Below are 20231 nucleotides of genomic sequence, written 5' to 3' on the forward strand. Positions count from 1 at the left end.
GCGCGTCCTTAGTCGAAGGCCCAGGAATACAGCACGTCGAGCGCGCTATTGGTCCCGGTCTGGAACTGCAGCGCGATGCGCGGCGTGAGCTTGTAGCGCAGGCGCACCAGGCTCGAGGCGGTGCTGGTGCCCTGCTCGAAGCTCAGGTAGGCGCGCGACGAGATGCGCTTGCCGACCGTGACCACGGTGCTTTCCAGGCCCGACGAATCGCCGCCGCCCGCGCCCTGCTTGAGCCCCAGTTCATCCACGCCCAGCGAGTTGGCGATCTTGGACTGGATGCCGCCGGTGCCACCGCTGCCGCCCAGCAGGGCGCTGGCGGCTGCCGTCAGCACGCCCTTCTGGTCGCCGCTGGCCGCTTCCATGCTGTGACCCAGCACCAGCCAGGACAGCTTGTCGCTGTCCGACACGTTCGGCGTCGATACCAGGCGCGCGGTAGGCGACTGCGCGGTGCCGCGCACCTGCACGCCCGCTTCGACATTGGTTTCCGAGAGCTGTTCGCCTTCGGGGCGCTTACGCACCGCCAGGATGTCGAGCGACGGGTTGTCGTAAGGACCGCTGAAGGTCAGCACCGCGCGCTCGATCGACAGGTTCTGGCCATAGGCGGCGTAGGTGCCATTGACAGCCCGAATTGTTCCATTAATGCGCGGCTGGCCGGCGCCCGTCATGCGCACCCGCGCATTGCCGGCCAGGTAGGCGTCGATGCCCATCGCGCGCACGTGGAAGTCGTCGCCCAGATCGGCCGCGAGGTCGACCGTGAGCGGCACTTCTTTTTCCTTGGTAGTCGGCGTTTTCTTCTCGGCGCCGCGGCCCAGCACGATCACGTCGTCCGAAATGGTCGGCGTGCCTTGCGGCGCGAATTCGATCAGCGCGCGGTCGGCGCGGAATTTACCTTCCAGCGCGAAGCGGCTGGCGTCGCGCACCAGCGAAGCCTGGCCGCTGAGGATCACGGTGCGGTCGGGGCGTGAGAGCGCTTCGAGCTTCTGCATGTTCAGGCGCAGGTCCATGGTCGGCGCGCCGTCGGCGAAGCGCACGAAGCCGCTGGCGGCGGCGCTGCCCTGGCGGCCCTGGAAGGTCAGGCGTTCGACCCGCAGCTGGTCGCCGCCGAGCTGGGCGCGCAATTCGCCGTTCTGCAGGCGCACGCCCTGTTCGGCCCAGCGCACCGCCAGCTTGTCGCCATCGAGGTTGCCGTTCAGGCTAGGGCTGCCGATGGTGCCGCTGCCCGTCATGGCCAGGCGCAGCGCGCCGTCGAGTTCCAGTCCCGGCTGGCCGGCCAGCGAGGCCAGCCAGGCGATCGACGGGATGTCGGCATTGGCCGTCATGCGCAGCGGGCTGTCGCGCTCGAGGCGGCCGTTCAGCATCTGGGCATTCGCCTCGACTTTCGCCACCCCGGTGCGGGCGCCGTCGAAGTCCAGGTTCACACGCAGGCTGCTGCCGACCACTTCGGCCGACGCTTCCAGCCGGCGCAGGCCGAGCGGCACCGGCGTGTCGCCGCCGACGATGGCGTCGCCGGATTCGCGGAACACGCGCACGTTACCGGCCAGCGAAGGCGCGGCGCCGTTGGCGACAGGCGCGCGCATGTCCACGACCCAAGCCGCGCCCAGGGTCAGGTCGCCGCGCGCATTGTCGGCCAGGGCCGGCGAGAACTGCGCGAGATAGGTGAGCGGCACCTTGTCGGCGTGGCCGCGGCTACTCCAGCGCGGGCCATCCTTGGTGAGCGTGTCGACCGTGATGCTGCCGTTCGGCAGCGCAATCACGGCGCCGTTGAAGGCGATGCGTTCCGGGCTGGCCAGGCCTTTCATGCCGGAGCCCGGCGCGCCGGCGATCGTAACCGGCACCGGGTTCTGCAGGCGCATGGCGTAGCGGCCGCGATTTTGCAGCGCGGCCAGGGTGCCGCTCCAGGTGTCGCGATTGAAGCCGCCGCGGATTTCGGTGTTGGCGTCGAAGGCGTCGCCCAGTGCCGACAGTTTGACGGTGTGTTGGCCGCGCGTGCCCTCGGTTTGCAGGCGCACCGACGCCACACGCGTCTCGCCGCTGGCGTAGTCGAGCACCTCCACGTTGCTGACCAGCGGATCGGCCGCGCCACGGCCCGAACCCAGGTTGGCGCTGGCGCGCAGCGAGCGCACATTGTGCGTGCCCAGTGCCTTGAGGTTCTGGCCTTCGATCGTGGCGGTCAGCGAAGGCGTGTCCATGGTGCCGGACAACACGCCCGAGCCGCGCAGCACGCCGCCGAACTCGGGGCCGAGCGCCGCCAGTTGCGGCGCGTCGATCTTCCAGTTGAGCGCATCGCGTGCGAGACCGAAGGCGCCGTTGGCGGCGATGACGTTCGGGCCGATGCGCAGGTCGACGTCGGCATTGGACACATGGCGACGGTCGGCCGTCAGGCGCGCATGGCCGCGCAGCGGCGAGTTGGCCAGGGTCGAATCGTCGGCCAGTTTAAAATCGAGCGCGCCGCGCCAGTCGGCGCCGGCGCGACCGCTGCCGCTGAAGGTCGAATTGATGTTGCCGGCCAGCGGAGAGCCGAAGGCCGCCGGGTTGAAGCGCTGGGTGCTGCCGCTGGCCTTGACTTCCACCGCGCGCGCGCCCTCGGCGCCGCCAAGCCAGGCTTCGCCGCTGGCGCGCAGCACGCCGCTGCCGGTCTTGCGCTGGGCCGCAACCCAGCCCAGGTCTTGCGCGTTGACCTCGAAGGTGGTGCGCGGCGCTTCCATGGTGCCGCTGACGACGCCGTTGGCGGTGAGCGCGCCATACAGGTCGCTGCGCACCGCCGCCAGCTGGCGGCCGTCGAGGCGCCAGTTGAGGCGGTCGCCGGCGCCGCCGAAGGCGCCCTTCAGATCGACCTTGTTCTGGCCCAGCGCCAGGTTGGCGTCGATGCCGCTGATGCGTTTTGCGTCCGCGCTCAGCTTGCCGCTGCCGGACAGCGCCTGGTTCATCAGGCGGCTCTGGCGCACGGCGAAGTCGGCGTCGACCTTCCACTCGGGGCTGAGCGCACCGGCGGCATTGATCGTGGCGTTGATGTCGGCCACGGGCAGGTCGCCGAAGGCCGACGGATCGAAGCGGTTTGCGCTGGCGGTGGCCTTGAAGGCCTTGTCGCCCTCGAGGCTCATGCTGCCGCTGGCGGTGACGCTGCCGCGGCCCGCGTTCAGGCGCGCTTCCTTGAGCGTGGCGACGTTGTTTTCCAATGTCGCCAGGGCCGACAGGCGCAGGCCGGCGTCGGCCAGGTTCGCTTCCAGGGTCTGGCGCGTGGCTTCGTTGGTCACCGCGATGCTGCCTTTGATGGCGGTTGGCTTCATCGCCGAATGGACTTCGCGCAGGTTGAAGCGCTCGGTTTGCAGGGCGAAGCGTGCGGTGCCGATGCCTTCTTCGTCCTTCTCGCGCTGGACGCCGCCGGTGCCGGTGAACTTGCCGGCGGCGCCGAAGTCCAGCAGCACGTCGGAGATCCGTACCGCGTCCAGGCTGCCGCCCAGCTGGCCGCGCGCGGAGCGCAGCGGCAGGCGTTGCTGGTCGATCGTGCCTTCCGGCCCGGTATTGGTGATGTCGACGCTGCCGCTGATATTGCGGTTGGCGTCGAGCTTGCCGGCCACGGCCAGGGTCAGGTCGGCGGTCGGCAGGGCGGGGTTGAAGAAGCCCGGATCGAGGTTGCGGCCGTTGATGCGCAGCGCGCGCAGCGGAATCTCGGCGTAGGGCGCGATGGTGAAATGGGCGTCGCCGATGGCGCGCCCGGCCTGGCCGGTGGCGTCGATCTGGGTCGCGTTCTCGATGTCGCCGCCGACCTTCAGTTGCAACTGGGCGGCGCGGGCGCCGGCGCTGGCCTGCGACTGCGTGAGGCTGCCCGAGGCGTCGATCTTGAACGGACGCTGGGCGCCGAGCGTGGCGTTGGCCGCCACCTGGCCCCAGGGCGTGCTGGCCTTGGCATCCTGCACCACCCAGCTGCGCTTGTCGCCCTTGGCGCGCACGCGGATATTGTCGATAGTCGTTTCGGCGCCGGCGATGTTCACCATCGTCAGGCGGTTCAGCCGTGCGTCGTCGGCTTCGATGCGGAACGGCGGCGCGAGGCTCGTCGGCAGCACCGACGGTTCGTCGGTTTCCTTCAGCGTCTGCATGCGCACGCTGGCGGCCCACAGCTTGTCGACCAGGATGCCGCCCGACAGGATCTGCGACGGCGACCAGTCGACGTCGATCTTGACTGCCGTGACGATCTGTTCGTCGGTGCGCCACACGAGGCGCTCGATGTGCATGGCGCCGTAGATCGAACCGGTAACGCCGGTGACGGTGAGCTTGCCGCCGGTGGCGTCGGCCACGCGCTGGACGATCATTTGCAGCGTGGTCTCGCGGCCGAGATACCACAGCGTGCCGCCGACGATGACGCCGGTGGCGACGACGCCGATCGCCACGCGGCGCGGCCAGCGGCGGGTTTTATGCGCCTGAGGCTGGTCAGGCGCTGGCGCCTGGTGGTTTTCAGGTATATCCATCAGAACGTGAATCCGAGTGAGAAGTGCAGGCGCGCCTTGCGCACCGCGTGGCCGTAGGCCAGGTCGACATTGATCGGGCCGACCGGGCTGCGCCAGCGCGCGCCGACGCCGTAGCCCGACTTGGGATTGAGGTCGCCGAACTTGTCGGCGGCGTTGCCGACGTCGTAGAACACGGCCACGCCCCAGGGCGGCTTGAACCAGTACTGGTATTCGGCGCTGGCGGTGGCCAGGTAGCGCCCGCCGACGGTGGCGCCGTTTTCTTGCACGCCCAGTTCCTGGTAGCCGTAGCCGCGCACCGACTGGTCGCCGCCGGCGCGGAACAGGAAGGTGCTCGGCACGCCCAGCTTCTCTTTCGAGGCCACGGCGCCGGTCTCGCCGCGCAGGATCAGCGAACCTGCAGCGCCGACCGGCTTGTAGTAGATGCCGCGCAGGTACAGGCGCAGGAATTTTTCGTCGGTCAGGATCGGCAGCACGGCGCCGCCGAACTGGGCGTTCCACACATAGCCGTTGGTCGGCTGGATCAGGCTATCGAGCTTGCGCCGGGTGATGCTGTAGGTGAGCGGCAGGCTCTTGGCGCGGGTGGGCTCGAGGCCTTCGACCTCGCGTTTCTCGGTCAGCGCCTCGATGGTCAGGCTGCGCTCGAGCAGCGGCGAGCCCCAGGTGCGGCGCGCGGCCACGCTGGCCAGGGTGGTGATCTCGCCGCGCACGTCCTCGCGTTCGACGCCGGCGCTGACGCTGTCGTTATGGCCCTTGGACGAGGTCGGCCAGAAGAATTCGCCCTTCGCGGTCTGGCGTTTCTGTTCGTAGATCAGGTCGCTCTTGAAGCGCTTGCCGAACACGCTCAGGTCGTCGTAGCCGAGCGAGGCGCGGGCGCCGGTGTCGGTCGAGAAGCCGACGCCAGCCTCGACGTTCTTCTGCTTGTTCTCGCTCACGCGCACGACCACCGGCAGCACGGTCGGGCCGGTTGGCGGCTGCGGCGTGGCCGGGTTGGCGTCGTCGTCGTCATCGTCCCTGATGTCGGCGATCTCGGCATTGAGCACGGCGCGCATATCGGTGCTGACCTCGACGCTGCTGAAGTAGCCGGTGTCCTGCACCCGCGATTGCAGGGCCTGCAGGGCGGCTTCGCTGTATTCGTCGCCCGGATTGATCTTGTTGAGGTTGGTGATGACCTCGCGCGGATAGCGCTTGAGGCCGCGGATGCGCAGCTCGCCGAAGCGCATCTCGGGGCCGGAGTCGATCACCACGCGCAGCAGGGCGCGGCGCGAGTCCGGGTCGACCGTGGCGCTGGTATCGACCAGGCGCGCGCGCGGAAAGCGCGTCTGCGCCACGTCGCGCAACAGGCCGCGCTTGGCGCCTTCCCAGTCGCCCTGGCGGAACTGGCTGCCGACCGGCAGGGTCCAGCGGTTGCGCAGGGCATTGGCGTCGAACGGCGCGCCGCCCTGCTCGAACGGGGCGAAACCCTGCAGTACCAGGTCGACGTCGCCCACCAGCACCGGCTGGCCGGGGTCGACGATGACGCGCGCCACTGGTTGCGCGCCGCTGGTGTCCAGGCCGGCCGAGACCTTGGGCGAGTAATAGCCCTCGGTGGCGATCAGGGTGCGCGCCTGCTCGGGCGCTTCTTTCACCAGCCGCTGCAACTGTTCGAGGTCGACCCGCGCATTGCCGCGCCAGCGCATCAGGTCGAGGTTATCTTCGAGCAGTTCTTCGAGGGCGCGGGGGGCGTCAATGCGCACCGTATAGTTGACCCCTTGCGTGTCTTGCGCGTACACGATGGTGGCGAACATCATTGCCCCGATACCCAATAGCGCTTGGCGCATCGGATGGGGAAGGGGACGCAGGCGGGGAATCGATCGAGGTAACAACTTGGCACTCCACTAAACATACTCTGTTGCATCTTAACTGATTGGCAAAGTCGATGGCGGACACGAAATGTTGCGCGTGCGCCTCTGGACAGCATCAGCACACGGTGTTTGGGATTTGTGACAAAATTCGCCGTTTGTAGCGGCGAACCTTCTCTTACACCATGACTATTCAATCTCCCGACACCGCGCTCGTCCTGTTCAGCGGCGGCCAAGACTCCACCACCTGCCTCGCCTGGGCGCTGCAGCGCTATGCCCGGGTCGAGACGATCGGTTTCGATTATGGCCAGCGCCACGCGATCGAACTGGAGGTGCGCCCAACCTTGTTGTCGAAGCTGCGCGCGCTCAATCCGGGCTGGGATGCGCGCCTGGGCGACGATCACATGATCGACCTGTCCCTGATCTCGAAAATCTCTGACACGGCTTTGACCAGCAATGTTGAGATCGCCATGCAGGAAAACGGCTTGCCGAACACCTTCGTGCCTGGCCGCAACCTGATGTTCATGACGGTGGCGGCCACGGTGGCCTACCGGCGCGGCCTGAACGTGCTGGTGGGCGGCATGTGCGAAACCGACTTCTCGGGCTATCCGGACTGCCGCGACGACACCATGAAGGCGCTGCAGGTGGCGCTCAACCTGGGCATGGCGACGCGCCTGAAGGTCGAGACCCCGCTGATGTGGATCGACAAGGCGCAGACCTGGGAATTGGCGCAGCAGGAGGGTGGCGACACCCTGGTGGACCTGATCCGCTTTGACACCCACACCTGCTACCTGGGCGAGCGCGGCGACGCGCATCCCTGGGGCCATGGCTGCGGCACCTGCCCGGCCTGCGCCCTGCGCGCGCGCGGCTACGAGCAGTACGTGGCGCGCAAGCAGGCATAAAAAAGGCCGGGACAAGCCCGGCCAACAGAGGAAATCGTGACGGCGTTCAGGCGCTGGCGGTTTTTTCCAGGTTGACCTTGCGTGGACGGCTCACCAGGTACCAGACCAGGGCCACCGGAATCACCAGCGGCAGCAGCAGCGGCGAGATGGCCAGGGCCAGGACGATGGCGCCGATGCCCAGCGAGCCCAGCAACATCACGCCGACGCCGGCGAACACCACCGCCAGCAGCACGCCCACCATGATGGTGATGAACAGTGCCAGCAAGGCGCCGCCGCCCGCGAACAGGGTGGCCAGCATCCAGCCTAGCGGGCCGTCGATCTCGTCGCCGTCGAAGTTCATCGTCATGTCATTGCCCCAGCTGTTGAACAGCAGCGCGGCGAACAGGAACAGGATGATGTAGGGGGCGTATTTTTTCATGGCGGTCCTCGCAGTTGGGGTAGTAGTCGGTTCAGCGTTTTGCTCTTGCATGCTCGAACTGTATGCCTCCACGCGCGGCGCGGCCACCGGTGTGCGACAGGCCGCACGTTTTGCGGGACGAAACGTGCATAGCCGGGGCCGGACAGAACTGTCGGCAATTTTTTGCTTGTAATGCCTGCCGCGTTTCCTATACTGATTCTCTCTGTTACAGGGGGAGCCTATGTACGCTGTATTTCATGGAATCCGGGGCGGCCTAGCCCACGCCGGCGGCGGCGCCAAGAATCCGCCATCGGCGCCGCCCGCGATACCGCCTATCATCATCAACCCGTTCAACCGGCATACGCCGGCGCCAAATGGCGACCCGCGGCCTATCCCCGTGGGTCCGCCGATCGTGCCGCCGCCAGGTCCTGACTGGCGCTGTCCGCGCATCGTCGACGACTGTCCGGCCTGATATTGTCGAGTCACCGTCAAAAGGCCCGCACTGGCTGCACGTGCGGGCTTTTTCATGGGTCTGGTTTCCTCTATGATCGTGGTTTTGGGCGCGAGCCCGCCGAAGGAAGCAGATGAACGACCAGACCCACGATCACAACGAAGAAGAGCAGGACACCGGTCCGGTGCAGGAACCCCGCCTGTGGCAGGGCAATGGCTGGACCGCGCGCGTGATCAAGAACGACGATGACGAAGGCTGGGCGGTGGCCATGTACAAGGACGGCGAGCCGGAACCGGCGCTGGTCGGCCCGTGGACCATGGGCCGCGACAAGAAGAACCCGAAGCCGCTCGATGTGAATGCCTTCAATACGCTGATCAAGACCGCGTCCGAGGTGATCCGCCGCCACGAGCAGCACATGCACGCGATCCTGCACAAGAACCTGTTCGTATCGACCGGCGAGGGCGAGCTGAAAGTGACGCTCGACATCGTGCCGGACGACGACGACCCTTATGCCATGCTGGCCGCGACGGACGAGATGGGCGAGCAGGTGGCGAAGGTGCGGGTGGCCCCGACCTTCAAGCTGACCCAGGCTTCGGCCCTGGCCTGGATCGAGAACGATTTCCGCGCGCCGCGCTGAAAAGCCACATTTACGCGCCGTAGACCGCTGCGGCGGGCGGCAAGCTGCTACTATTTCCTCTACGCATTTTCTGATTACGTGGGGGAAGCATGGAACGTCTTGACCGGCTGGAAGCGGTCCAATCGATGCTGCTCGAGATCGGGCAATTATCGACCAGCTGCAGCGACATCACCGCCTTCATCGAGGCCGTGCACCGGGCGCTGGGCCGCATCATGTATGCGGCCAATTTCTACGTCGCACTGGCCGACCGCGAGGACGGTACGGTGCGCTTCCCTTATTTCGTCGACGAGGCTGACGGTACCCGCGATCCCAACGAACGGATCACCCTGGCCTCGCCCGAGCAATCGCCGACCGCCTGGGTGCTGCTCAACCGCCAGACGCTGGTGCTGACGGCGGCCGATTTCCACGAACGCCTGCGCAATAGCGGGCGCTGGGGCGATGGCAGCGTGCCGGAACACTTCGTCGCTTGCCCGCTGCTGGACCAGAATCACCAGGCGCTGGGGGCGATCGTCATCCAGAGCTATTCCCCCGATGAGACCTATAGCGCGGAAGACCAGGCGCTGTTCGCCCTGATTGCCAACCACGTGTCCAACGCGCTGCAGGGCTTGCAGAGCATGGACCGGCTGGAGCGCGCGGTGCAGGAGCGTACCGCGGCCCTCGCGCACGAGGTGGCCGAGCGCGGCCGCGCCGAGAAGGTGCAGCACGCGCTGTACCAGATCGCCGACCTGTCGGCCCAGGCGCTCGACACCGACGCCCTGAGCGCCAGCCTGCACGGGATCATCGGCGAGCTGATGGTGGCCGACAACTTTTTGATCGCGCTCTACCACCCGGATACGCAAGAGATCAGCATCCCGTATTTCGTCGACCAGAAGGACAGCGCGCCGCCGTTGCAGCGCTTCCCGTTCGGCAAGGCCATGTGCTCCTACGTCTTGTCGAGCAAGCAGGCGCAGCTGCACGACCTGGGCAGCTTCCGTCAACTGGTGGCCAACGGCATCGTCGCCGAGCCTCTCGGCAGTACGGAAATCGCGAGCTGGATGGGGGCGCCGATGCTGGTCCACGAAAAGCCGTATGGCGTGCTGGTGGTGCAGAGCTACGACCCGGCGATCGTGTATACCAAGGCCGACCTGGACTTGCTGGCCTTTATGGCGAGCCACGTGGCGGTGGCGATCGCGCGCATGCAGGCCGACCGCAGGATCCGCAAGGCCAAGCAGGAACTCGAGCAGCAGAATGCGGCGCTGAACGATGCCCTGCATGCGCTGCAGGAAGCGCAGTCGGAACTGGTGCGCCAGGAGAAGCTGGCGTCGCTGGGACGGCTGGTGGCGGGCGTGGCGCATGAGATTAATACCCCGTTGGGCATTTGTGTGACGGCGACCAGTCACCTGGTGCAGGAACTCAAGCTCACGCGCGAGGAACTGGCGGCGGGGGAGATGACGGAAGAAAGCCTGGCCACCTTTTTCGACGTGGTCGACCAGTCGCTGCGCATCATGACCACCAATACCCAGCGCGCGGCGGCGCTTGTGCGCAGCTTCAAGCAGGTAGCGGTGGATCAGTCGTCGGGCGATATCCGCAGCTTCAATCTCGATGCTTATCTGAGGGAAGTGCTGCTGTCATTGCAGCCGAAGCTGAAGGGGCGGCCGGTCAAGGTGGACGTCGATTGTCCGAAGGATCTGGTGCTGGACAGTTATCCGGGGGCGGTGTCGCAGATCGTGACCAATATGGTGATGAACTCGCTGGTGCACGGGTTTGAGCGTGATCAGCCGGGCAATATCACGGTGCGGGCGGCGGTCGAAGAAGATGGCTGGGTGGTGCTCGACTATGCCGACGATGGGGCGGGGATGGACAAGGACACGCTGGACAAGCTGTTCGATCCGTTCTTTACCACCAAGCGGGGGACGGGGGGGAGCGGGTTGGGGGCGCATATCCTGTACAACCTGGTGACGGGGGCGCTCGGTGGGACGGTGCGGGTGGAGAGTGCTCCGGGTGAAGGACTTCGGTACCACTTGCGGTTTCCGCAGTCGCAGCGCAAGAGCGAGCGATAAAAATAATCCCGTGCCGTAGCAGCGTATTGGCCCGTGCAGGTAGGACGAGCCGTAGCGAGTATCGGCACCCTCAACCTTTTCTGATCACCATCGATCCCACTACTGTTCTTTAGCAAATCCGAGCTGTAGTACGCGAACGAAAATCTCCTTGGGTCAATCTGAGGAGCAATAAGTGGGCAGAGCAACGAACAGTGCTGTACAGGCGCAGGGGAACAAACCTAAGCCCGACACCGGTCCATATATCGGAGACGTCATGCTTCATTGCGTGATCCGGCCGGACGATTTCAAGCATACCCAGGCGGTCATTGTGTCCGGCGATGGCTGGAATATGTGTGGTCACGCGCTGCTACACGTCGGCCCTGGCTGGTTCTTCCATGTAGCCGGCCTGCATGACAGGCCTCGATTCATGCGCAAGGAAGGCTATCAGCATTATCTAAAAGAAAATGAAAAACGTGAAATCCGTCGCACGATGGTGCATATTCTGGATATTTTTGGAGCACATCGAAAACTGCTCGACACGGTCTCCAGACAATGGCTGTGGCTGATGCTGCCTAATAACTGCGCTACATTGGTAGAGCAGATCGTGCAAGCTGGAGGGAGCAGGGCGGGACTGTACTTTAACTGTCCAAACGCGGAGAAGTTCGCACCATGAAACGCACACTGGTCTCGTTGGGTGTAGGCTTTTTGGCTGCAGTACTGACCTACATAGCCATTTTATTGGTTGAGCCAACTATGTACGTAGAGAAGGCTGGCAATATTATTGTGAATGCCTTCGTCATTGTTTCAATCGTCACAGCCTTATCGTTCAACAAGTTCAAGCGGAAGCGTTAGCTAGTTGGCCGTCTCCTATCAATCCGGCCACTTCTCATTGATCGCCAGCGCCTTATCCATATTCTTGATCAGCAGATCGACATACTTCGGATCCAGATGATGCCCCGCCACTTCGCGCAGGTGCTCGGTCACCTTCGCCGGCGGCCACGCATCCTTGTAGCAGCGCTTGTGGCTCAGCGCGTCGAACACGTCGGCCACCGCCACGATGCGCGCATACGGGTGGATGTCCTCGCCGCGTAGCCCCTGCGGATAGCCGCTGCCGTCGAATTTCTCGTGGTGCTGGTGGGCGATCACCGCTGCTGCCTTCAGGATCGGGCGCTGCGAGCCGTCCAGGATCTGCAGCCCGATGGTCGGGTGCTGCTTCATGATTTCCCACTCTTCTTCGGTGAGCTTGCCCGGCTTGAGCAGCACCGCGTCCGGCGTCGCGATCTTGCCCACGTCGTGCATCGGCGCGGCGTGCATCAAGACCGCCGTTTCGTCTTCCGGCATGCCCGCGGCCTGGGCCAGCATGTGGCAGACCTGGGACATGCGGCGCACGTGGTTGCCGGCCTCGTGCGAACGCGATTCGACCACGTCGCCCAGGCGCAGGATCAGTTCGGCCTGGGTATCGGTGATTTCCTGATTGAGAAGGATGTTGTCGAAGGCGATCGCCACGCCCGAGCAGAACACTTCCAGCAGCTGGGCGTCGATGTCCGAGATCTCGTCCACGCCCTTGAGCACCAGCAGCGAGGCCTTGCCGCTATTGTTCGGGAAGTAGCCGACATAGGTGTCGCCGTGCAGGCGTGAGATGCGGTTGTGGCGCGCGTCGTCCAGTTGGCTGAGCAACTCCGGGCCGATCTCTTCCTCGCCCATCTCGCCGATCTGGGCCAGCACCTCGTACTGGCTGGTGCCGGTGATCACGCTGGCCGCCTTCAGGCGCAGCAGCATGCTCTGTTCAAGGCGCAGCAGGGCCACCACCTGCTGCAGCAGGCCGTTGGCGAAGTCCTTCAGGTTGCGTTGCTGAAAGATGTGGGCCGAGGCCGCGATCACCCGTTCCAGGCCTTCGCGGTAGGTCTGCTGCACGCGGCGCGCTTCCTCGACCTTCATGATGTCGCGGTAGGCGCGCAGGGCGGCGAAGGTGGTGGTGAACAGCTTGGTGCGATCGAGCTCGGTCTTTTCCTTGTAGTCGTTGATGTCGTAATCGACGATCACGCGTTCCTCAGGCGCCTGGCCTGGCTGGCCGGTGCGCAGCACGATGCGGGTAAATTGATTGTCGAGCTCCTGGCGCATCCAGCGCGCCACTTCCAGGCCGCTGTCTTCGCGCTCCATCACCACGTCGAGGAAGACCAGCGCGATGTCTTTTTCGCGTGCCAGCACTTCCTTCGCCTCGGCGCCGCTGTAGGCATGCACGAAGGATAGCGCACGGCCGTCGAGGCGGAAGCGCGCCAGGGTCAGCTTGGTAATGTCGTGGATGTCGGGTTCGTCATCGACCAGCAATACTTTCCAGGGTGCGAGCTTGGGCGCAGCGGAAGACAGGAAGGACATAGACGAATCCGATATCGTTGGGAAAAATTGTCTGGACATGCAATTTCTGAACGTAAATGTAGCCCAGAGTCAAGTCGATTGTAGTACGACCCATGACCCTTAACAACAGGCAATGTTGAAATTGTGCGGTGACAATGTAACAGCTACTCTGCCGAAAGTGAGAGGTCTGTTGCAGGCAGTAGACAGCATGTTTCAGGCATAGAGTTTTTGACAACGTTCGCAATAAAAGGCGCGCCGTTGTGTATTGCCGAGATTGGCTTTTTTGAAAGGAATATCGCAGCGTGGGCAGATCTTCTTGGCATGGGCCAGCCAGTTCTGCTTGAGCACGAACGCTTTTTTCCAGCCGAGGAAATCGAAACTGTATTGGCGCGCCTCGTCGATGAGGGCCCGCAGCTTAGGCGCCGGCAGCGCCCCCATGGTCGATAGCGGGTGGACGCGGATGCGAAACAGCACCTCGTTCTTGATGATGTTGCCGACGCCCGAAAAAATATCCTGGTCGAGCAGGGCGTCGCAGGCCAGCAGCTCAGGCTGCGCGCGCAACTTCTTGCGCGCCTGTTTCGGATCCCAGCTGTCCGACATGACGTCGGCGCTGAAATCGTAGGCCTCGAAGGTCGCGCGGTCGATCTCGCGAACCGCGCAGGCGTAGAAATTCATTTCGCCGCCGTCTTTCGTCTCGATCGACAATCTCGGCTCCTTGTCGCGCCGCTCGTCGATGCGGTAGGTACCGAACAGCAAAAAATGGATGCGCAGGATGAGCTCGGGCGTCTCGATCAGGAAATGCTTGCCCCAGGTATGCAGGCCGACGATGCGCTGGCCCACCAGCCGCCCCGGGTCGACGGCGCGGACGTTGCCGCCGGCGCGCACGATGTCCTGGCCCACGAAACGGGCCGATTGTTCCTTCAGGATGACGAGCGATGGACCTTCTGGCATGGCATTCTCCCTTTTGCCATTCTCAGCTTGCACCATCTATTGCTCATGTGCGGGGCCTAACATTTGGATACAAACTACGACGATTCGAGACGAGCACGGCTGCATGAAGCGGCGTATATTTCAATGGAATACGAACGATAAAAGCAATCCAAGGAGCTAGCGATGAAATCATTACTGATGAAAACGGCCTTCGCGGGCCTGTTCGCACTGACAGCCGGCGCCGCGTCGGCCGGCGTCACCGTGAATTACATCGAATCCGACAAGTTTGCCGACCTGCCTTTCGCGCCGTGGGAACGCGAGCAGGTGCTCAAGGATTTGAGCGACTATTTCACCAAGCTGGGCGCCCAGCTGCCGGAAGGCCAGGACTTGACGATCGACGTCACTGACATCGACCTGGCAGGCCGCGAATACCCGAACTTCCGCGGCGGCCGCGAGCTGCGCATCCTGAAAGGCACGGCGGACTGGCCGATCATCAACCTGCGTTATTCGCTGACCCAGAACGGGCAGGTGCTCAAGGGCGGCGACGCACGGCTGGCCGACATGAACTATATGCAGCGCATCAACCGCATGTCGGACAGCGACAGCCTGCGCGCCGAGAAGCGCATGATCGATGAGTGGTTCGACAAGACCATCCTGGCCAAGAAGCGGGGTAGTTGAGCGTTCGCATCCAATGGATGCGATGGCGCATCCGACGTTTCATCGGCGCCCGCAGGGCGCCGTTTTACGCTAGTCGTCCTTGCCGCCCGTCCTGGTGCTGCTCACCTTGAGCGGATCGCGCACCGTATAGTCCGATGGGACGCCGAACAGGGCGGCAGGCGGTTCGCCGCGCTTGAGTTTGTCGAGCCGGTACACCACCTCGCCGCTGCGCGGGTCGCTGCGCTTGTGGTACACCGTCACCTGCAGCTCGGGCGAATACCAGGTCTCGCTGCTGACCTCGATCGGCGCGCGGTTGCCGATCTCGCCGGCCGGGATCGTGTAGCTGCGCTGGTTGCCCTCGGCGCGCACGCCCGAGAAATCGCGTCCGCCCAGTTCGCGCGTGACCGCCTTGGCCGACCACTTGCCATCGTTGACAGCACCGATGATCATCGGCGCGATCTGGGCCGACATCGCTCGCGCCGCCGGCATGGCTGCAGCGGCCGGCTGGGCGACGCGCACGCGCACCTCGGTCGCGTCCAGGCCGCGCTGGACGTCCTTGACGATGACGTGTGTTCCTTCCGGCAGCTTGCCTTCCCTGCGCAACTGGTCGATGCGCTCGCGCGTCTGGTCGGCCGCACGCCGCTGCTGGTCGGCGATGGCGCGCGCGCCTTCGGCCTGGGCGCGGGCCTGGGCCGCGGCGATCCGGGCCTGCGTCGCCGCGGCGCGCGCCGCATCCGCTTCGGCTCGGGCCAGCTCGGACTTCATGTCGAGGCGGGTGGCGCTCTTGCGCTGCGGGTTCAGGATCCAGCGCGCGCCCTCGATCGGGTCGCTGATGGTGACGGTGCGCACCTCGCCGTCCTCGCCTTGCACCTCGGTGCGGGTGCGGCCTGCGGCGTCGCGATATTGCATCGAGCGCGAGGTGTTGACGATCTGGTTGCCGTCCGCCAGCCGCTGCATGCTCTCCGAGACCGCTTCGGCGCTGTAGGGCGCGTTCTTGACGATGCCGGAGCTCGAGATCCTGAGCATCGATGCGGTCAGGGTGGTGGTGTCGCCGGCGCGCTGCGCGGCCTGCTGGCCGGGCGGCAGGGTCACCGTGCCCTGGCGGATCACGATGCGGCGTTCGCCGTCGCTGCCCTGGTCGATCGTATAGTCCTCGGCCAGGGCCGGGGCAAAGGCGCTTGCCAGCAGGGTGGCGATCAGGATGTTCCTGGTATTCATACAGTCCTCACAGTGAATCGTGTCAGTTGACGGCGCTCAGGCGCACCGCCAGGGGATGGCCGTCCTGCGCCACCAGCATTTCGGCGCGCACCGTCTGGCCCGCGGTCTGCGGATTGAGCGGCATGCCTAGCGGCGCCAGCGCGCTCTGGGGCAGCTCGGCCTCGACCACGCGGGTATAAGGCTCGCTCTCGATCCGTTCCAGCGATTCGAGGGCGATGAAGGCGGCGCCGTCGTCAAAGCCGATCACCGGCGCGCCGACCGTGATCGCCTGGTGCGGCGACAGCGCCAGCAGCAGTGCCACCCCACACATCGACGCCAGGGCGCCGGCCGTGCCCCATTGGGGTAGCGACAGCTTGCGGTACCAGGGCTGCTTTTTCGGGAACTGGCGGGCGAAGGCCTGCATCAACTCCTTTTCCACGCAGGGTGGCGCGTCGTGTCCGGCCAGCTCAACGCGCAACGCGGCGAAGCCGGCGGCGAGTCGTGGGTCGGGATTGTCGTTGTAGTCGTTCATCATTCTTCCTTCCAGCTTCTTTGGCTTCATGCGAGGTGCGCATCGTGCGGCGGTGCGCTTTGCAGTGCGTGCAGCCGCTTGGCCAGCGCCGCCCGGCCACGCGCCAGCCGCGAGCGCACGGTGCCGATGTCGACCTGGCAGACAGTGGCGATTTCCTGGTACGACAGGTCGTGCAGCTCGTACAGGATCACCGGATCGCGGTAGTGCGGCGGCAGCAGCGATAGGCCTCGCCGTACTTCTTCCGCCATTTCGTTTCCGAGGAGCCGCGCCAGCGGTCCGGCGGCGTCGCTGGCTGTGTCTAGCTCCAGCTCACCGTCATCGTCCGAGGGTTCGGGCAACTGCGGATGGCGCTGGCGCGTCTCGTCCAGCTTGAGCGCGAGGTTGCGCGCCACGCCGAACAGGAAGTGCTGCAACTGGCCACGCAGCGGGTCGTAGCCGAGCCGTCCCGTCAGCAGGCCCATAAAGGCTTCCTGCACGATGTCGGCCGCCGCTTCGCCCGAGCCGCAGCGCAGCAGCGCATAGCGGTATAAAGGCCCCTGGTGCCGCCGGTACAGCGCCGTAAATGCATCGGCCTGTCCGGCGTGGACCTGGCGCAGCAGTTCGGTATCGGTTTGTTCTGTCGTCAAGGTCATGGCAGTCTTCTTTTCTTGTATTCCGCCGGGGGCCTCAAAAAGTTCCAACTTTTTTCAGATACAAAAACGCCCCGTGCCGGAAACCGGGACGGGGCGTGCTCATTGTGTTTGGCCGACTCAGTCGATCCAGTTCACGCGTTCGAATTTATTGCGGAAGTCTTCCGGCATGTAGCAAACCTGGCTGGACTTGTAGTTGTAGAAGACGAAGCCGGATTTGGCCATGGCGATGAGGGTCTTGTCGCGTGGGCGGGTGATGCGGAAGATCAGGTCGCCGCCGTATTTATTGAAATCCATGACGCCGACTTCGAACAGCAACTGATCGCGTCCATACGCTTCGGCGCGGTAGGTCGCGGCCAGGTCGGTGACGATGATGCCATTGCCGTCGCGCTCGGTCTCGGCGACGCCAAATTCGAACAGGAAACGCGCCCTGGCTTCGGAGATCATCGCGATCATCGATTCATTGCCCAGGTGGTTGGCGGCATTGATATCCGTGACCCTTACCGTCAGCTGCGTCGAATAGTAAAACTGGTCTTCGGGAAGATTGAGTTGTAAGCGTGCCATCTCTTTATTCTAAACTCATTGCGTGGCGCCGCGTCCAATTTTATGGATGGCCCCGCCACTCGTGAGTAAGTACAGCTCGCCTTCAGCATCCTGGCCGAAGGACACGACGGGGCCGATGTCGTCGATCTCCCAATCGCGCTGTTCGACGATGCTGGTGCCCGTGACAAGGAAACTTTTCAGGTAGCCGCCGCAGTAATCGGAATAAAAATAACGGCCTGCCAGCTCGGGCAGGGCGCGCCCACGGTACACGAAACCGCCGGTGATCGAGCAGCCGTTGACGTCGTTCGCGCCATGGTCGTATTCGAACACGGGCAGGGTGAGCCCGGCACGCTCGCAGGTCGCGGCGGCGTAGCACAGCATGCCCTCCATGACGTTCCAGCCGTAGTCCAGGCCGGCCTGGCCCACGGCGACGATATTGATTTCTTCGCGCCGGTCCTGGCCGAGGTCCGACAGGTAGAGCTGGCTGGCATCAAAAGCGAAGCGCCACGGATTGCGCAGGCCGGCGGCCCAGATCTCGGGGCGGCGCCCGGCCGCGTCGCGGTAGGGATTGCCGGTCGGGATCGCGTAGGGCTGGGCCGCGGTAGCGCCCGCAACGTCGATGCGCAGCAGCTTGCCGAGCAGGCTGGCCAGGTTGCGCGCATTGCCTTGCGGGTCGCCGTCGCCGCCGCCGTCGCCGGTGCCCAGGTACAGGTAGCCATCCGGGCCGAAGGCGAGCTGGCCGCCGAAATGGTTCAGGTAAGTCGGATGCGAGATGCGCAGGATGACCAGGCCAGACGTCGGATTGGCGGCCGTCGCCGTGGCGCCGGCGCTGAAGCGCTCGACCACGATATTGCGCTGCAAGTCGGTGTAGTAGACGTAGAAATACCCGTTGCGGTCGAACTGCGGATCGAAGGCGAGCGACAGCAGGCCGCCTTCGCCTTCGGTGGACACGCGCGTGCCGATGTCGAGGTAGGGCTGGTCGCGCGTGCTGCCGTTCTCGACGATGCGCACCCGGCCCGGCCGTTCGGTGACGAACAGGCGGCGCTCGCCAGGCGGGGCGGTCAGCCAGGTCGGATAGTCGAGCCCGGCGACGACTCGGGTCGTGAAGAGTGTCAGCGGGCCGCTGCCATAGCTCACCGTGGCGGCCGTGGTGGCGCCCGCGCTGATGGTCGCCGCTTGCGAGGCCGGCGCCGGCTGATAGGTGACGCCGCCGCTCGTCACCGGCGAGGCCGACACGTTATAGCTGCCGGGCGCCAGGTTGCCGAGGGTTTGGGACTGGGTCAGGTCTTGCAGGTAGTTGTTGGGGCCGGTGACGCGCAGGGCGGCATTGACGCCGGCAGGCAGGCCGCTGGCGCTGACGGCCAGCGATCCGGTGCTGGCCGGCGGCGGGACCGCGCCGGTGATGCCCGGGCTGCCTCCACCGCCGCCGCAGGCAAGCAGGACCATGCCGATCAGCATGGCGCCGAACAGCAACAGCCGGTACCGCAGGTGCTCGATGCGCATGGCTGCCCCCGCGCGCTCAGTCCCGGATCTCGGGTTCGACCAGTTTCGCCAGTTGTTCGAGCGACTCTTGCCAGCCCAGGTAGCACAGCTCGACCGGGATCTGGGATGGAATGCCTTCCTGTTTGATATGGACTTCGACTCCGCACAACACTTCGCGCATCACGACCGTGGTCTGCATCTGGCCGGGCATTCGCGGGTCGTCGAACTCGGCCGTGTAGCGCACGCGTTTGCCGGGTTCCAGCTCCAGGTATTCGCCGCCGAAGGTCTCGCTGCGGCCGTTCGTGAGGTTGGTGAAGGACATCCGGTAGCGGCCGCCGACCCGGCCATCCATCTCGTGGACGGTGCCGAAGAAACCATAGGGCGGCAGCCATTTTGCATAGGCGCCCGGAGTGGTGAAGGCGCGGAACAGGCGTTCCGGGGTCGATTTGAATACGCGGTGCAGCTCGACGGTATTGGTGGACATGGTTGGTTTCCTTTTGTGGCAGCAACAGAGGACGTCCCTCTGCATACTACGACGAAGCAACAGTCCCGGATTCGACACCGGCGCGAAAATTTTGATGCCCCAAACGACAAATGGTTTGGAACAGCGCAAACCTCGCCATTCCAAACCATTGTCACTGCCCAATAAATGGGCAGCTTGCGACCTATGCGATTACTTCTTCGCTTCGACGCCCGGGGTGGCCGAGCGCGCCAGGAATGCCTGGGTGATCTGCGGCAGGTGGTCCAGCAGCCAGGCCGCCATCGCCTTTTCCTGTTCCAGGATCTGTTCCAGCTGGGCCTGGGTCGCGGCATCGCCCACCGATTTGGCCGCCGCGATCAGTGCGGTATAGCTCGCGATCTCGACGTTCTCGAACACGTAACCCGCCATGGCGCCCTTGACGACTTCGTCGCTGGCCGCCATGCCGCCCACGGCCTGGCCGAAGGCCACCAGGCGGGCGCCGATGTCCTTCAGGACCGAATTGTCGGTGCCGCGGCGGGCCAGGATTTCGTCGAGCACGCTGTGCTGCCAGCGGGTCTCGTCGATGTGCTGGACGATGCGCGCGCGCAGCTCAGGATAATGTTCGAGACGCTCGGCCTGCGCGGTCAACATCTGCTCGGCCTGCTTTTCCATTGCGTGGGCATCGCGCAGCCAATCGTTGAAATTGTCGTTTGCAGTAGTAGCCATGATTCCTCCGT

The 20231-nt window shown here is 64.8% G+C and carries 18 protein-coding genes; 6 read left to right on the plus strand and 12 right to left on the minus strand.

Annotation, left to right across the window (positions count from 1 at the left end; translation table 11 throughout):
* Window positions 1–8 precede the first annotated feature (8 nt).
* Together FVD38_RS22100 and FVD38_RS22105 are read right to left on the minus strand one after the other, a co-directional pair.
* A complete protein-coding gene (locus FVD38_RS22100) occupies window positions 9–4466 on the minus strand; it encodes a translocation/assembly module TamB domain-containing protein (RefSeq protein ID WP_147936778.1) in 4458 nt (1485 codons plus the stop codon).
* The gene (locus tag FVD38_RS22105; RefSeq protein ID WP_229493905.1) at window positions 4466–6253 is read right to left on the minus strand and encodes an autotransporter assembly complex protein TamA; all 1788 of its coding nucleotides are present in this window, start codon (window positions 6251–6253) and stop codon (window positions 4466–4468) included. Before FVD38_RS22105 ends, FVD38_RS22100 begins: the two co-directional genes overlap by 1 nt.
* Before the next feature lie 236 nt (window positions 6254–6489).
* On the opposite strand from FVD38_RS22105, the gene queC reads away from it, so the two are divergent.
* The gene (queC, locus tag FVD38_RS22110) at window positions 6490–7206 is read left to right on the plus strand and encodes a 7-cyano-7-deazaguanine synthase QueC (RefSeq protein WP_123068585.1); all 717 of its coding nucleotides are present in this window, start codon (window positions 6490–6492) and stop codon (window positions 7204–7206) included.
* Window positions 7207–7252: 46 nt separating this feature from the next.
* Here queC and FVD38_RS22115 read toward each other — a convergent pair whose 3' ends face one another.
* A complete protein-coding gene (locus FVD38_RS22115; protein WP_147936779.1) occupies window positions 7253–7624 on the minus strand; it encodes a hypothetical protein in 372 nt (123 codons plus the stop codon).
* Between the two features lie 563 nt (window positions 7625–8187).
* Between FVD38_RS22115 and FVD38_RS22120 the strand changes: the two genes are divergently transcribed.
* From FVD38_RS22120 to FVD38_RS22135, 4 genes are all read left to right on the plus strand, one after another.
* Window positions 8188–8691 (plus strand): hypothetical protein, encoded by a 504-nt coding sequence (locus tag FVD38_RS22120; protein WP_147936780.1) that lies wholly within the window; start codon window positions 8188–8190, stop codon window positions 8689–8691.
* Window positions 8692–8780: 89 nt separating this feature from the next.
* Entirely contained in the window at window positions 8781–10730 is a 1950-nt protein-coding gene (locus FVD38_RS22125) for a GAF domain-containing sensor histidine kinase (RefSeq protein ID WP_147936781.1), read from the plus strand.
* Between the two features lie 172 nt (window positions 10731–10902).
* Window positions 10903–11382: a hypothetical protein gene (locus FVD38_RS22130; protein WP_147936782.1), complete on the plus strand. Its 480-nt coding sequence runs from the start codon at window positions 10903–10905 to the stop codon at window positions 11380–11382.
* Window positions 11379–11561, plus strand: coding sequence for a hypothetical protein (locus FVD38_RS22135; RefSeq protein WP_147936783.1), 183 nt, complete (start codon window positions 11379–11381; stop codon window positions 11559–11561). The genes FVD38_RS22130 and FVD38_RS22135 overlap by 4 nt, the downstream gene beginning before the upstream one ends.
* A gap of 18 nt (window positions 11562–11579) precedes the next feature.
* On the opposite strand, the gene FVD38_RS22140 is transcribed toward FVD38_RS22135, so the two are convergent.
* Both FVD38_RS22140 and FVD38_RS22145 read right to left on the minus strand, forming a co-directional pair.
* The gene (locus tag FVD38_RS22140; protein WP_147936784.1) at window positions 11580–13085 is read right to left on the minus strand and encodes a DUF3369 domain-containing protein; all 1506 of its coding nucleotides are present in this window, start codon (window positions 13083–13085) and stop codon (window positions 11580–11582) included.
* A 192-nt stretch (window positions 13086–13277) separates the two neighbouring features.
* On the minus strand, window positions 13278–14015 hold the full coding sequence (locus FVD38_RS22145) for a DNA-formamidopyrimidine glycosylase family protein (protein WP_147936785.1): 738 nt from the start codon (window positions 14013–14015) through the stop codon (window positions 13278–13280).
* 162 nt (window positions 14016–14177) lie between these two features.
* Here FVD38_RS22145 and FVD38_RS22150 point away from each other — a divergent pair, with 162 nt between their 5' ends.
* Window positions 14178–14672, plus strand: coding sequence for a DUF3016 domain-containing protein (locus FVD38_RS22150; protein WP_147936786.1), 495 nt, complete (start codon window positions 14178–14180; stop codon window positions 14670–14672).
* A 69-nt stretch (window positions 14673–14741) separates the two neighbouring features.
* Here the strand turns inward: FVD38_RS22150 and FVD38_RS22155 are convergent, their stop codons facing one another.
* From FVD38_RS22155 to FVD38_RS22185, 7 genes are all read right to left on the minus strand, one after another.
* A complete protein-coding gene (locus FVD38_RS22155) occupies window positions 14742–15869 on the minus strand; it encodes a hypothetical protein (RefSeq protein ID WP_147936787.1) in 1128 nt (375 codons plus the stop codon).
* A 22-nt stretch (window positions 15870–15891) separates the two neighbouring features.
* Window positions 15892–16410, minus strand: coding sequence for a hypothetical protein (locus tag FVD38_RS22160; protein ID WP_229493907.1), 519 nt, complete (start codon window positions 16408–16410; stop codon window positions 15892–15894).
* Window positions 16407–17012 carry an RNA polymerase sigma factor gene (locus FVD38_RS22165; protein WP_147936788.1) on the minus strand — a complete coding sequence of 202 codons (606 nt, stop codon included), beginning with the start codon at window positions 17010–17012 and terminating at the stop codon, window positions 16407–16409. Before FVD38_RS22165 ends, FVD38_RS22160 begins: the two co-directional genes overlap by 4 nt.
* A gap of 117 nt (window positions 17013–17129) precedes the next feature.
* Window positions 17130–17573, minus strand: a complete 444-nt coding sequence (locus FVD38_RS22170; RefSeq protein ID WP_123068576.1) for a thioesterase family protein — start codon at window positions 17571–17573, stop codon at window positions 17130–17132.
* Between the two features lie 15 nt (window positions 17574–17588).
* On the minus strand, window positions 17589–19055 hold the full coding sequence (locus tag FVD38_RS22175; RefSeq protein ID WP_147936789.1) for a PQQ-dependent sugar dehydrogenase: 1467 nt from the start codon (window positions 19053–19055) through the stop codon (window positions 17589–17591).
* Window positions 19056–19071: 16 nt separating this feature from the next.
* On the minus strand, window positions 19072–19518 hold the full coding sequence (locus tag FVD38_RS22180; RefSeq protein ID WP_147936790.1) for an SRPBCC family protein: 447 nt from the start codon (window positions 19516–19518) through the stop codon (window positions 19072–19074).
* A 189-nt stretch (window positions 19519–19707) separates the two neighbouring features.
* Window positions 19708–20220: a ferritin-like domain-containing protein gene (locus FVD38_RS22185; RefSeq protein ID WP_123068573.1), complete on the minus strand. Its 513-nt coding sequence runs from the start codon at window positions 20218–20220 to the stop codon at window positions 19708–19710.
* Window positions 20221–20231: the final 11 nt, after the last annotated feature.

It is taken from the genome of Massilia arenae, assembly GCF_008014745.1.
GTDB lineage: Bacteria > Pseudomonadota > Gammaproteobacteria > Burkholderiales > Burkholderiaceae_D > Telluria > Telluria arenae.